Consider the following 13,624-nt stretch of genomic DNA (forward strand, 5'->3'; position numbering starts at 1 on the left):
TTTATTCGGCCTGAAAATCATAAAAAAGAGAGGCTGGTTTTTCACCCGTAATCAAATTAAGCCAAATTTCGTTCCCGGCTTCATTAATTTTATCGGTGTATTCGCTGATAATTTGACTTAATTCCTGACTGTCTAATTCGCCTTCCCATTGCAGGTCGTTGAGTACGCGTGCAAATGCTTCTATTTTAACCGCCCGAAACAATCGATCTTTAATATGGCGATCGCGTTCTTCCAGCAGCATATTGCGTGATTGGCCGTGACGAACTGGCGCGGCGAATATATCTTCGGCGATATTATCGAGGGACATCTTTCCCTGAGTTGAATCAGCGTTATTTTCTGCTGCGTCGGTATTTTGCTCTGCGCCGGAAATGTGCAAGCGGGCCGGAATCAGCGACTCGGGTATCATGCCTGATGTCCTTTTGGTTTCAACAGGATAAGGGCGATAAAGGTGTGAGGTTCGTTGACAATATCATGGGGTAAATTTAAAATCAAAAAAAATGGAGCCAACCATGAACAGTATTATCTATTTCGTGATAGCCCTGCTATTGCTAACGGTTGTTATTCTTTTAGTTATCTCTGGTCTGTTTAAAAACGATGTTGTGGAAGAAAAAGCGCTGCCTGTTCAGGTGAAATTGCTGAGTAAAGAAGAAGGTGAAGACCATTTTTCGATGCTTATGAATGCGATAACACCAGTATGGTACTGGCGGGTGAATCATGAATATATTGATTTTCTGCACGCCACAATAAAGCGGATGAGTATCTCCGAATTAAATGCTACTGCGGGCTTATTTGAGGCTCAGCGGCGCTGCAGCGATCTCAATTCGGCAGTGTATAAATATTACGACAATATAAAAAAGCGCTGTCTTAATGGGGAAAAAGTCCCGCGCGGCGACCTTGACGTGTTGAACCTGCAGCAGTGTTTTAGGGAATTTAGTTTGAATGCTTACCCGGACCTGGTGGCGCTGGTGTGGCCGGAGTATCAGCGGCCACAGGTTGATCCACTGGCAGTGTAGGGGGGAACTTGTAGGCCGGGCATTGCATTAGTGCAGCCTGATGCCCTCTCCCTGCCCTCTCCCACAGGGAGAGGGAGAAAACCGGACCGTCCCCTGACTCTCACTCAAGCGAGAAAACCGAATTGTTCCCTCTCCCTTGAGGGAGAGGGCTAGGGAGAGGGGGAAAAGACCGCACAGGATGACAGGCATCCCACGTTACTTATCCGACGACGCCTGCCACAGATTCAGCTGCCCGTCCGCCACGTGCTGGTCGATCTGCGCCAGTTCCTGCGGCGTAAAGGTCAGATTGTTCAGCGCCTGAACGTTCTCCTCCAGCTGCTCCGGACGGCTCGCGCCAATCAGCACCGACGTCACCCGGTTATCCTTCAGCAGCCAGCTCAGCGCCATCTGCGCCATGCTTTGCCCGCGTGACTGCGCCATCTCCTGCAACAGTCGCAGGCTCTGCAAATTACTCTCGCTGAGCATGTTTTCCGTCAGCCCGCGCGCTTTCTTGCCCTCGGTCTGCATCCGCGACCCGTCCGGGATCCCGTTCAGGTATTTACCCGTCAGCAGACCCTGCGCCAGCGGCGTAAAGGCAATACACCCGACACCGTTATTTTCCAGCGTGTCCAGTAGCCCGGTGTTATCCACCCAGCGGTTGAGCAGGTTGTACGACGGCTGATGAATCAGCAGCGGGATTTTCCACTCGCGCAGCAGGCCCACCATTTGTTGGGTGCGCTCGGTGGAATACGACGAGATGCCGATATACAGCGCCTTTCCGCTCTGTACCGCCTGAGCCAGCGCCGCGGCGGTTTCTTCCATCGGCGTTTTCTCATCCACGCGGTGCGAATAGAAAATATCGACGTACTCCAGGCCCATGCGCTTTAGGCTCTGGTCGAGGCTCGCCAGCAAATACTTGCGCGAACCGCCGGAGCCGTAAGGCCCGGGCCACATGTCGTATCCCGCTTTAGTAGAGATAATCAGCTCATCGCGATAGGCGGCGAAATCGTCACGCAGCAGACGACCAAAATTCTCCTCGGCGCTGCCCGGCGGCGGCCCGTAGTTGTTGGCGAGGTCAAAATGGGTAATGCCCAAATCAAAGGCTTTCCGCAGCAGGTCGCGCTGTGAATCGAGCGATTGAATGTGACCAAAACTGTGCCACAACCCCAGCGACAGCGCGGGAAACTGCAACCCGCTGTTGCCACAATAGCGATACTGCATCTGTTGATAACGTTCGGAACTGGCGAGCCAGGACATGAAAGCTCCTTCTGGTCTATATTTTGAAACGACGTTTCTATACTAGCGCCTGAAAATGTTCCGGTAAGTTCGGGCGATCACACTGCTGGCGATTGATAAGGGAGAACCTCGATGACCCGACTGACGGCGAAGGACTTTCCACAGGAGTTGCTGGATTACTACGATTACTACGCTCACGGCAAAATCACCAAGCGTGAATTCCTGCAAATGGCGGGGAAATATGCGGTCGGTGGCGTTACGGCGTTGGCGTTATTTAATCTCCTTAAACCCAACTACGCGCTGGCGGAGCAGGTGGAATTTACCGATCCGGCCATCAAACCGGAATACATCGAATACCCGTCGCCTAACGGACATGGCAAAGTGCGCGGCTATCTGGTCACGCCGACGGGCGGCAGCGGAAAATTGCCAGCAGTGGTGGTGGTGCATGAGAATCGCGGTCTAAATCCGTACATTGAGGACGTGGCGCGACGCGTCGCCAAAGCCGGGTTTATCGCACTGGCGCCGGACGGGCTAACGTCGGTGGGCGGGTATCCGGGTAATGATGACGAAGGCCGTGCGTTACAGCAGCAGGTCGACCCCACCAAACTGATGAATGATTTTTTCGCCGCTATTGAGTTTATGTCAACGCATCCGCAGGCGACGGGCAAAGTCGGGATCACCGGCTTTTGCTACGGCGGCGGCGTCTGTAACGCCGCGGCGGTGGCTTACCCGGAGCTGGCGTGTGCGGTGCCGTTCTATGGGCGTCAGCCGCCGGTTGCCGATGTACCGAAAATCAAGGCGCCGCTATTACTGCATTACGCCGCGCTGGATAAAGGCATTACTGACGGCTGGCCCGCTTATGAACAGGCGCTGAAGGCGAATGATAAGGTCTATGAAGGTTACGTTTATCCCGGCGTGAACCACGGTTTTCACAATGATTCGACCCCGCGCTATGACCAGGCAGCGGCGGAGCTGGCGTGGAAACGCACCCTCGGCTGGTTCAATCGCTACCTGCTGTAAAAGTTTCACAAAAAAATAATCACAAAACGTTAGAAATTCTCAAGGATCTGCCGATAACGAGGGTGATTGTGACGCGTGTCACAATACCCTTGCAACGGCCAGGAGAATTTATGCATTTGCTTCGTAACTTTACCATTCGGATGGTCATGCTGGTCATCCTCGGGATCTTTGGTTTGCTGTGGTCCGGCGTCGGACTTTACAGCGTCTATTCCTTATCGAAAGTCGTTCAGGGCAACGCGGTCGATCGCGAACTCGTCAACCAGATGACGCTGTTGAGCCAGGGCAACGATCAGTATTTTCGTTTTGTCACCCGCCTGAGTCGGGCAATGGAAACCAAAACCGCAGGCGGCAACCCGGATTTCGCTCCCGCGCAGCAGGCGCTGGATAATATGCACGGCAAGCTGGACGCGCTGAAAGCGGTGTCGCCCGGCCCGATGGACCCGCAGGTGTCAGCCCAGACGCTGGCGAATTGGCAGGCATTGCTCGATGACGGCGTGTCTCGCCAGATGCAGCTCGCAGCCCAGGGCTCGGCGGAGGAATATCGTCAGCAGGCCACCAACGTCACGCCCGCATTAAGCCGCGCGTTCGGGGCCAGCACCGAGAAATTTAATCTGCGCGCCAACATCGCCCTCGATAACACCCGCGTGGTGGTCGATCACCTGACGTCCGTCACCCGCACGCTGATTATCACGGCAGTCATTATCGGCCTGCTTTTACTGCTGTTCTCCGACCGCTATCTGGTGACCATGCTGGTCAAGCCGCTGTCCCGCGTACGTCAGCATTTCCGCCTGATGGCGCAGGGTGATCTCAGCCAGCCGATGGCCGGGTTTGGCCGCAACTGTGTCGGGCAACTGGTGCCGTTACTGAATAGCATGCAGGACAGTCTGCGCGACGCGGTTAGCACCATTCGCAGCGGCAGCGATAATATCTGGCGGGGTGCGACGGAGATCTCCTCCGGCAACAATGATCTTTCATCGCGCACCGAAGAGCAGGCGTCGGCACTTGAAGAAACCGCGGCGAGCATGGAACAGCTCACTGCCACCGTAAAACTCAATGCCGATAACGCGCAGCAGGCGAGCCAGCTGGCGGTGGTCGCCTCGCAAACCGCAGGCAAAGGCGGGTCGCTGGTCAACGCGGTAGTCGACACCATGTCCGGCATTGCCGACAGTTCGAAGAAAATCGCCGAAATTACCACCGTCATCAACAGCATCGCGTTCCAGACCAACATTCTGGCGCTGAATGCGGCGGTGGAAGCGGCGCGCGCGGGCGAGCAGGGGCGGGGTTTTGCAGTGGTCGCAGGCGAAGTGCGTAATCTGGCGAGCCGCAGCGCGGGTGCCGCAAAAGAAATTGAAGGGCTGATTACGGATTCCGTGGCGCGCATCGAAAGCGGCGTGCGGCTGGTGAATGACACCGGTCAGACGATGGACGCGATTCTCAACGCGGTGCAGGAAGTCACCACCATTATGAAGCAGATTGCCAGCGCGTCGGCGGAGCAGAGCAAAGGCATTTCGCAGGTGGGCGTGGCGATTTCGCAAATGGACAGCGTCACTCAGCAGAACGCCTCGCTGGTGGAGCAGGTGTCGGCGGCAGCGTCAGCGCTGGAACAGCAAACCCATGCGCTGCAACGTTCGGTGCAGCAGTTCCGCTTATCGAACTCAGAGACTGCGGGGCACGGCTTGGTGACGAGCGAGGCCATCTAACGGTAAGTCTTCGCCCGAGAATGAAATGAGCGTCTGCCCGATGGCGGCGCCATTTTTTCCGGTGTGTTTAATCTGATACATCGAGATATCGGCCCGCAGCAGTGCCTCGTTGAAATCGTCGTCGGGCTGCACTTCGTTAATCCCAATTGAGGCGCCCACCGAGGCGGTGCCGCTGACCAGTTCGAACGGCGTCAACGTCGCGCGCAGACAGTTGTGCGCGGTGCTCCAGATAAGCAGGCTGTTGAGCGAAAACGGCAGCAGCAGCACAAACTCATCCCCTCCGAGCCGCCCAACGACGGTGCCCGGCGGGCAGGCGTCACGCAGGCGCCTGCTAAGCTGAATGAGCAACTCGTCCCCGCAGCGATGGCCGAACCGGTCGTTCACCGCTTTAAAATCATCCAGATCGATAAACGCCACGCACATGGCGTCGTCGCGCTGCATTTGCGCGAAGTGTTTTAACAGTGCATGGCGATTGGCGAGCCCGGTCAGCGGGTCGTGATTGGCGAGCAGGGAAAGCTGTTCCTCGTACTGCTTTTCTTTGGTCATGTCGATGTGGGTGCCGGTGACTTTCAACGGTTTGCCATCGTCGTCCCACTCGCTCACGCGCCCGCGATCTAACACCCAGCTGACGGTGCCATTTTTGTGCTGCATCCGATGCAAGGCTTCGTAATAGGGCGCTCTGCCTTCCAGATGACTGTAAAACGCATCGAGAACCTGCTGCCGGTCTTCCGGATGCAGGTGTTCCCGCCACACGTCGAAATGGGCGTTCAGGGCTTTCGGCTGATAGCCAAGCATCGCGCCCCAGCGGCGGTTGAAAATGATTAATTTCCCGCTGGGAATATCCAGTTGCCATAAACAGAGCCCGGTGCCGTCGAGCGCAGCACTGAGCTTACTTTTCGCGTCACGCGCAATGCGTAGCAATCGGGCGTTATGCTTCTTCAGATTCTGGATCTGTTGTTTCAGGGCGATTTCAGACATGTAGATGCCATATGCCGGAGGAAGACATATTCATACTAATAATGCATTGGCGTGTAAATATACAGTGAGAAAAAAGTGACCGGGCAATGAAGCCCGGTCGACGGGAAGGGCTTAGCCCTGACGTTTATCTTCGGTATTGGTGTCGAAATCGCTGGCCGAATGACGCTCATGCAGCTGCTCGTTCAGCGGGCCTTGCGCGCGGTTGACGATGCGCCCGCGTTTCACCGCCGGACGATTGCCCACGTCCTGCGCCCAGCGCAGCAGGTTTTTGTAGCTTTCTGCGTCGAGGAATTCCGCCGCGTTGTACACCGCGCCCAGCACCACGTTGCCGTACCATGGCCAAATCGCCATATCGGCAATGGTGTACTCTTCACCCGCCACATAGCGACTGCGCGCCAGCTGTTTATCCAGCACGTCGAGCTGACGTTTGGCTTCCATGGCATAGCGATCGATGGCGTACTCAATTTTGACCGGGGCGTAGTTATAGAAGTGACCAAATCCACCGCCGAGGAGCGGGGCCGCACCTTGCAGCCAGAACAGCCAGTTCAGTGCTTCGGTTCGGCCTGCCGGATCTTTTGGCATGAAGTGGCCGAATTTTTCCGCCAGATACAGCAGGATCGAACCCGATTCAAACACCCGCAGCGGCGGATTAACGGAATGATCGCTCAGCGCCGGAATTTTTGAATTCGGGTTCACATCGACAAACCCGCTGGAGAACTGATCGCCGTCGCCAATGCGGATCATCCATGCATCGTACTCCGCGCCGCTTACGCCGAGCGCCAACAGCTCCTCGAGCATAATCGTCACTTTCTGCCCGTTCGGCGTGCCCAGTGAATAAAGCTGCAAGGGGTGCGTGCCCACCGGCAGGGCTTTCTCGTGCGTCGGGCCAGAAACCGGACGGTTGATATTGGCGAACGCGCCGCCGTTGTTTTGCTTCCACTCCCAGACTTTCGGAGGTTGATAATTTTCGTCAGACATAGGAAAAGCACCTTGTTGGTTGAAGTCTTGACGGAGTGTAGCAGGTGATAAAGATGAGCTTTAGCATTCAGAGTCGTGATGGGGCTAACGGCTTATTTTAAAAACATCTTATATAGATCAGAACGGATATAAGCTTAAGCGAAAATCGCATTTCAAATCGCGTGGGAAACGCTCCACTATGCGCGCTGAACTGCGCCCGTTGGCAGACAATAATAATGATGGCAAGGAGTTAATAAAGCATGCGCAAGTTGGTTTTCTCCGCCGCGATGATGTCGCTGGCCTTAGGTCTCGCTGGATGCGACGACGCAAAAAATAATGACACCGTAAACGCGCCAGCCGCCAACCAGAATGCCGCCCCGAAAGACGGCGGATCGCTGATTATCGGCATTACCTCCGGCGATCCGCTGGCGGTGAACCCGATTTACGCCAGCGACCGCACCACGCTGACCATCATGCAGGCGCTGTACGCGCCACTCTACAGCTATAACGACGGAAAAATTGAGTGGGGTCTGGCGGAAAGCCTGACGCCTTCCGCTGATAATCTGAGTTACACCCTGAAGCTGAAGCCAAATCTGAAATGGCAGGACGGCCAGCCGCTGACCGCCGATGACGTGGTGTTCACCTTCAACAAGCTGCTGGACGAAAAGCAGCACAGCTTCTTCCGCAGCATGTTCATGTTCGGTGGCAAACCGGTGCAGGTCAGCAAAGTGGATGACCTGACGGTGAAATTCACGCTGCCGCAGGTTAGCGCCGCGTTTGTCGGCACCCTGGTACAGATTTACCCGATCCCGCAGCACGTGTTCGCCAATGAAAGCGACCTGGAGAAGAGCAGTAAAAACGATGCGCCGGTCGGGTCCGGGCCGTTCAAATTTAAGGAATACCGCGCGGGCCAGTATTACGCCCTGACGCGTTTTGACGAGTACTGGAACGGCAAAGCGAAGCTCGATTCCGTTACCTACCGTTTCGCCAAAGACAGTAACTCCGCCAACCTGGCGCTGCAAAACGGCGAGATCAACATGAAAATGGTCGATCCGCAGGATGTGTCGCGCCTGAAAAGCACCGGCAAATTCGACTTTGTGGTGTATCCGGAAGGGCGTCTGGCGTACATGACGTTCAACCAGAACGTGCCGGTGATGAAGAGCAAGGAGCTGCGTCAGGCGATTGCCTACGCCATCAACAAAGACGACCTGGTCACCACCGCGTTTACCTCTCAGGACTACGCCAAACCGGCAACCTCGTTCCTGACGCCGGACACGTTGTACCATTCTGACGACGTCGAACAGTACAAATATGACCTGCAAAAAGCCAAAGATTTGCTGAAAGCCTCCGGCGCGCCAGCCAATCTCAAACTGCGTCTGGCCTATGTGAACACCAACAAAACCCAGGAGAGCATGAGCCTCTATATCCAGCAGCAGCTGAAAGCGTTAGGCATTAACGTTGAGCTGATGCCGCTGGATGCTAACGCCATGTCACAGCGCAGCCTCGATATGAAGAGCACGGATTGGGAGCTGAACCTCGGGGGTTACATCATGGGCGCGGAGCCGGACGGCTATAAATCGCTGTTCATGAGCAACGAAGCCTATAACTACGCGCATTACAAAAATCCGCAATTCGATGCGCTGTGGGATAAAGGATCTATTGAGACCGATGCCGCCAAACGCGGTGAAATCTACAAGCAAATCCAGCAGACCGTTGCGAACGACATGACCTACTACCCGATTGCGTATACCAACGCCACCGTGGCCGTCGACAAGCGTTTTGCCGGCAGCAAAGAGGCCGAACCGAAGCCGGTGTATATGTTCCAGGATCTGTCGAAAATCTACCAAAAATAATGCGCTTAGCCTCCACAGGGTGACACCGTTTATCTCAGGTAATGAATACGGGGAAACGCCGGGAGCTGGTTCCCGGAGGGAGGCCAGACCCGGCGGTCGCCCCGAATATCACAACCTTAAAATAACGGTGTCACCCAGGAGGGGGCTTTTTTGTGAAGGGAATGTCGTGAACGCAATGCTAACGCGTCGGCTGCTGCAACTGCTGCCGATGCTTTTCTTTATTTCGCTGGTCGCTTTTTTACTGGTGAAACTCGCGCCGGGCGATCCCGTGCAGGCGTACATCACGCCGCGCATGGCCCCGGAGGATATCGAGCGTATTCGCCACAGCCTCGGGCTGGATAAACCGCTGGTGACGCAGTACTTCCTGTGGCTGAAAAACCTGTTTCAGGGGGATTTGGGTTACTCGCTGATTTATCACCGTCCGGTGCTGGAGATGATCGTCGAACGGATGCCCGCCACGCTTGGCCTGATGGGCGCGTCGCTATTGCTGGCGATCGTGCTGGCGGTGCCGCTCGGCCTGCTGGCCGGGGCGTTTAAACATCGCTGGCTCGATCACTTCCTCAATCTGTTTGCCTATATCGGCATATCGGTGCCGATTTTCTGGTTCGGCATTCTGCTGATTACGGTGTTTGCGGTGCAGCTCAACTGGCTGCCGAGCATGGGGATGCGCACCATCGGCGTGGAAGATAACTGGCTCGACGTCGTGCGTCACGGCGTGCTGCCGTGTATCGCGCTGACCTTCTACAACTTGTCGACCTACGTGCGCTACGTGCGTTCCAACACCATCAGCCAGCTGTCGGCGGACTACGTGCAAACCCAGCTAGCGTACGGCGCAACGTATCGCACCATTCTGTTTCGTCACGTCATGAAAAACGTGCTGCTGCCGGTTATCACCCTGTTTGGCCTGTCGTTTGGCGAAATGGTGGTGGGCGCGTACGTCACCGAAAGCGTGTTCTCGTGGCCGGGTATGGGCCTGCTGGGCATTCAGGCGATCTCCTCGCTCGACTACCCGCTGATCATGGCGATCATTTTGCTGTCGTCGTTAATGCTGATCGTCGGCAACCTGCTGGCGGATCTACTGTATCGCTTCGCCGATCCCCGCATTCGTACCCAGAGGTAACCGCCGATGAGCAGACGCTGGCAAAACGTACGTCACCAGCTGCGCCGCAATCGTCCGGCGCAGTTCTCCCTTTTGGTGCTCTTTATTTTCATTCTCGCGGCGTTGGCTGCGGGGTTCAGCCCTTACGATCCGGATCAGATGTCGCTCGGCGCACGACTGCTGCCGCCCGATGCCGCGCACTGGTTCGGCACCGACGAATACGGTCGCGACTACCTTACTCGCGCGCTGTACGGCGGCCAGATTTCGCTGATGGTCGGCTTTATGGTGATGCTGTTTTCCACCCTGATTGGCACCGTCGTCGGCACCGTGAGCGGCTATTTTGGCGGCTGGATAGACAACATGATGATGCGTGCCGTCGATATTCTATTGGCTATTCCGGCGTTCTTCCTGCTGCTGGTGCTCAACGCCTATCTCAAGCCCGGCGTGGACAACATCATCATGATTATCAGCCTGTTGACGTGGATGAACATGTCGCGCCTGATCCGCGCCGAAACGCTGTCGGTAAAAGAGCGTGAATACGTGCTCTACGCTCGCGCGTCCGGCGAGCATCCGCTGCGCATTATTACGCGACACATCATCCCCGGCGTGCTGCCGACCATTATCGTTGCCGCGACGCTCAATATTGCCTCGGCAATATTGATGGAATCCACCCTGAGCTTTTTGGGGCTCGGCGTGCAGCAGCCTGCGGCGTCGTGGGGCAGCATGCTCAACAACGCGCAGTCGTACATCGGGGAAGCCACCTGGCTGGCGATGTTCCCCGGCGTGCTTATCCTGCTGACGGTGTTCAGCTTTAACGTGTTGGGCGACGTGTTCCGTACCGCCTTCGAGCCGGGAGCCAATCGCGATGCATAACTTACTGGAACTCGATAACCTGCGAACGTCATTCTTCACCCGCGACGGCGAAGTGCATTCGGTGCGCGGGGTGAGTTTTACGCTGAAGCCGGGTGAAATGGTCGGCATCGTCGGGGAATCCGGCTGTGGTAAAAGCGTGACCTGTAAGTCGGTGATTCAACTGCTCGGCAACAACGGCAAAATTACCGGCGGCAGCATTCGTTTTCGCGGCGAAGATCTGGCGCGGAAAACGCCGGAGCAGATGCGCAAAATTCGCGGGAACGATATCGCGATGATCTTTCAGGATCCGATGACCGCCCTGAACCCGGTGCTGACCATTGGCCGTCAGATGACGGAGATCCTGATCCGCAATAAAAGTCTGTCGAAGCGCGAGGCGAAAGCCAACGCCATTGACATGCTGACCCGCGTCGGGATCGCCGATGCTGATCGTCGTTTCTCCCAGTATCCGCACGAGTTCAGCGGCGGGATGCGCCAGCGCGTGATGATCGCCATCGCGCTCTCCTGCAACCCGGAGCTGTTGATCGCCGACGAACCGACCACTGCGCTGGACGTCACCATTCAGGCGCAGATCCTGCGGCTGTTGAAATCGCTCCAGCAGGAAACCGGCACCGCTATTTTGCTGGTCACGCACGATCTTGGTGTGGTCGCGCAGGTGTGCAGCCGCGTGGTGGTGATGTACGGCGGACAGATAATGGAAGAGGGCAGCGTTGAAGATATTTTCTGGCGGCCTTTGCATCCGTACACCCGCGGCCTGCTGGCATCGCTGCCGCGCGCCGACGACCCGGAACACCGTTTGTCGCCGATTGAAGGCTCACCGCCGGGGTTACTCAACCCGCCAGCTGGCTGCCCGTTTGCCGAGCGCTGCCCACAACGCATGGCGCAATGCGCTACGCCGCCACCGTTTTACTCGAACGCTGAGGGCCATCGCACTGCGTGCTGGCTGTGGCAGGATAAGGAGATTCAGGCATGAGCCATGAACCGTTAATTCGCGTTCGCGACCTGCGTAAACACTACGCGCTGAACGGCGGTTGGCTGCGCAAAGGCCATCAGGTGAAAGCCGTCGACGGCGTCAGCTTCGACATCATGCCGGGGGAGACTTTCGGCCTGGTGGGGGAATCCGGCTGCGGTAAATCAACCCTCGGACGCGCCATGCTGCGGCTGTTTGATATCACGTCCGGCGAGATTTCCTTTGCCGGGCAGGAGATTGCCCATGCCTCAGAGAAAACCCTCAAACCGCTGCGCCGCCGGATGCAGGCTATTTTTCAGGACCCGTATTCCTCGCTGAACCCCGGCATGACCGTGCAGCAGCTGGTTTCCGAACCGATGCAAATTCACGGCTACGACAAACAGGCGCAGCGCGAACGCGCCGAAAAACTGTTGTACAAAGTGGGACTCAAGCAGGAGCATTTGCAGCGTTTCCCGCACGAGTTCAGCGGCGGTCAGCGTCAACGGATCAGCATCGCGCGTGCGCTGTCGGTGCGCCCGGAGTTTGTGTTGTGCGATGAGCCGCTGTCGGCGCTGGATGTCTCGGTGCAGGCGCAGGTGGTGAATATCCTGCAAGATTTGCAGCAGGAGTTAGGGCTGACCTACCTGTTTATCGCCCATGATTTGTCGATGGTGCGCCACATCTCCAGTCGGATCGCCGTGATGTACCTCGGCAAGCTGGTGGAAGTGGCAGATGCGGAGGAACTGTATCGGCAGCCGGCGCACCCGTACACCCGGGCGCTGCTGGCCTCGGTGCCGCAGCCCGATCCGCGTGTGCGAAATCTGGAACACGGCGGGCTGAAGGGCGAGATCCCAAGCCCGACCGCAGAGATAAACGGCTGCCGTTTTTGCAGCCGTTGTCCGCACGTGATGCCGGTGTGTCAGCAGCAGGAACCGCCGATGCAGGAAATTGCCCCGCGTCATTTCGCCGCCTGTTGGCTGTTTAAGGTGTAGGCGCTCTGTCGCGTATCTCGCGTATCAAATCGATAAACGCTTTCAACCCCGGTGGGACGTGACGTCTGCCGGGGTAGTAAAGGCGTAATCCGCCAAACGGTTGACACCACTCCGCCATCACGCTGACCAGCCGTCCGGCGGCGATATCCTCCTGCACGAACAAATCCGAAATAAATGCCAGGCCGATCCCGCTCAGCGCGGCGCGGCGGATGGCGCGCATTTCATTGAGCACGATGCGCGGCGGCACGTTAACGGAGAATTTCTGCTGATGGCGCTCCAGCTCCCAGTGGTAAATCCCGCCGTGCGACATGCGCATCCCGACGCTCTGGTGCTGGCGTAGATCGTCTGGCGACAGCGGCGTGCCGTGTTCCGCCAGATACGCTGGCGTGGCGACCACTAACATGCGTATGTCTGGCGTGAGAGACACAGCAATCATGTCCTGCGGGACGGATTCTTCGAGTCGAATACCTGCGTCGTAGCCTTCCGCCACGATATCCACCATCCGCGATTCGCTGGTAATTTCCAGGCGCATTTGCGGATAACGTTGCAGGTATTCCTCAATCAACGGCTCGTACAGCATCGTCACGCTCTCCTGTGGGGCGTTGATGCGTAACGTGCCGGTTGGCGTGTCCGGCACGGCGGTAATCTCTTCCGACGCGCGCTGAATTTCCGCCAGCGCGGGCGCGATGCGCTCGACATAGCGCTCGCCCGCTGGCGTCAGCGCCACGCTGCGCGTCGAGCGGTTAAACAGGCGCACCTTCAGGCGGCTTTCCAGCCCGGCGACGGCGTTACTGACGGCGGTCGCCGACATGCTCAGTTCCCGCGCGGCGGCGCGAAAACTCTGGCGGTGCGCGACGGCGAGCACCACTTCCAGCTCAGTGAATCCACTGCGATGCATAGATTATCCCGATTTTCGGTACAGTCCGTACAGGATAGACCCTCTTATCGGAGCGGTCATCTGTTTCTATACTCCTTCCA

13 protein-coding genes are annotated in these 13,624 nt (G+C 56.9%); 8 read left to right on the plus strand and 5 right to left on the minus strand.

Translation table 11 applies throughout. The features are described 5' to 3' along the window. Position 1: 1 nt before the first annotated feature. Positions 2 to 406: a hypothetical protein gene (locus A8O29_RS04115; protein ID WP_125353271.1), complete on the minus strand. Its 405-nt coding sequence runs from the start codon at positions 404 to 406 to the stop codon at positions 2 to 4. A gap of 103 nt (positions 407 to 509) precedes the next feature. Between A8O29_RS04115 and A8O29_RS04120 the strand changes: the two genes are divergently transcribed. Continuing rightward, complete coding sequence (locus tag A8O29_RS04120) at positions 510 to 1,013, plus strand: ESA_00282 family adhesion-associated protein (RefSeq protein ID WP_133462151.1); 504 nt, start codon at positions 510 to 512, stop codon at positions 1,011 to 1,013. A 195-nt stretch (positions 1,014 to 1,208) separates the two neighbouring features. On the opposite strand, the gene A8O29_RS04125 is transcribed toward A8O29_RS04120, so the two are convergent. Further along, entirely contained in the window at positions 1,209 to 2,249 is a 1,041-nt protein-coding gene (locus A8O29_RS04125; RefSeq protein WP_125353269.1) for an aldo/keto reductase, read from the minus strand. Positions 2,250 to 2,360: 111 nt separating this feature from the next. On the opposite strand from A8O29_RS04125, the gene yghX reads away from it, so the two are divergent. Both yghX and A8O29_RS04135 read left to right on the plus strand, forming a co-directional pair. Beyond that, positions 2,361 to 3,248: a YghX family hydrolase gene (yghX, locus tag A8O29_RS04130; protein WP_125353267.1), complete on the plus strand. Its 888-nt coding sequence runs from the start codon at positions 2,361 to 2,363 to the stop codon at positions 3,246 to 3,248. A gap of 110 nt (positions 3,249 to 3,358) precedes the next feature. Then, entirely contained in the window at positions 3,359 to 4,948 is a 1,590-nt protein-coding gene (locus A8O29_RS04135; RefSeq protein WP_125353266.1) for a methyl-accepting chemotaxis protein, read from the plus strand. Here the strand turns inward: A8O29_RS04135 and A8O29_RS04140 are convergent. Beyond that, positions 4,904 to 5,926: a sensor domain-containing diguanylate cyclase gene (locus tag A8O29_RS04140; RefSeq protein ID WP_125353264.1), complete on the minus strand. Its 1,023-nt coding sequence runs from the start codon at positions 5,924 to 5,926 to the stop codon at positions 4,904 to 4,906. The two genes, A8O29_RS04135 and A8O29_RS04140, sit on opposite strands and share 45 nt — an antisense overlap. Positions 5,927 to 6,037: 111 nt before the next feature. Continuing rightward, the gene (yghU, locus tag A8O29_RS04145) at positions 6,038 to 6,904 is read right to left on the minus strand and encodes a glutathione-dependent disulfide-bond oxidoreductase (protein ID WP_125353262.1); all 867 of its coding nucleotides are present in this window, start codon (positions 6,902 to 6,904) and stop codon (positions 6,038 to 6,040) included. A 239-nt stretch (positions 6,905 to 7,143) separates the two neighbouring features. Here yghU and A8O29_RS04150 point away from each other — a divergent pair, with 239 nt between their 5' ends. The 5 genes from A8O29_RS04150 to A8O29_RS04170 all read left to right on the plus strand — a co-directional run bounded on the left by A8O29_RS04150 (position 7,144) and on the right by A8O29_RS04170 (position 12,646). Further along, entirely contained in the window at positions 7,144 to 8,736 is a 1,593-nt protein-coding gene (locus tag A8O29_RS04150; protein ID WP_125353260.1) for an ABC transporter substrate-binding protein, read from the plus strand. Positions 8,737 to 8,911: 175 nt separating this feature from the next. Next, positions 8,912 to 9,856: an ABC transporter permease gene (locus tag A8O29_RS04155; RefSeq protein ID WP_246316659.1), complete on the plus strand. Its 945-nt coding sequence runs from the start codon at positions 8,912 to 8,914 to the stop codon at positions 9,854 to 9,856. A gap of 6 nt (positions 9,857 to 9,862) precedes the next feature. Next, positions 9,863 to 10,708, plus strand: a complete 846-nt coding sequence (locus tag A8O29_RS04160; RefSeq protein WP_125353258.1) for an ABC transporter permease — start codon at positions 9,863 to 9,865, stop codon at positions 10,706 to 10,708. Then, positions 10,701 to 11,678, plus strand: coding sequence for an ABC transporter ATP-binding protein (locus tag A8O29_RS04165; protein ID WP_125353256.1), 978 nt, complete (start codon positions 10,701 to 10,703; stop codon positions 11,676 to 11,678). Before A8O29_RS04160 ends, A8O29_RS04165 begins: the two co-directional genes overlap by 8 nt. Beyond that, positions 11,675 to 12,646: an ABC transporter ATP-binding protein gene (locus A8O29_RS04170; RefSeq protein WP_125353255.1), complete on the plus strand. Its 972-nt coding sequence runs from the start codon at positions 11,675 to 11,677 to the stop codon at positions 12,644 to 12,646. Before A8O29_RS04165 ends, A8O29_RS04170 begins: the two co-directional genes overlap by 4 nt. On the opposite strand, the gene A8O29_RS04175 is transcribed toward A8O29_RS04170, so the two are convergent. Then, the gene (locus tag A8O29_RS04175; protein WP_125353253.1) at positions 12,636 to 13,544 is read right to left on the minus strand and encodes a LysR family transcriptional regulator; all 909 of its coding nucleotides are present in this window, start codon (positions 13,542 to 13,544) and stop codon (positions 12,636 to 12,638) included. The genes A8O29_RS04170 and A8O29_RS04175 overlap by 11 nt on opposite strands. Positions 13,545 to 13,624: the final 80 nt, after the last annotated feature.

This window comes from Scandinavium goeteborgense, from assembly GCF_003935895.2.
In the GTDB taxonomy this organism is placed as follows: domain Bacteria; phylum Pseudomonadota; class Gammaproteobacteria; order Enterobacterales; family Enterobacteriaceae; genus Scandinavium; species Scandinavium goeteborgense.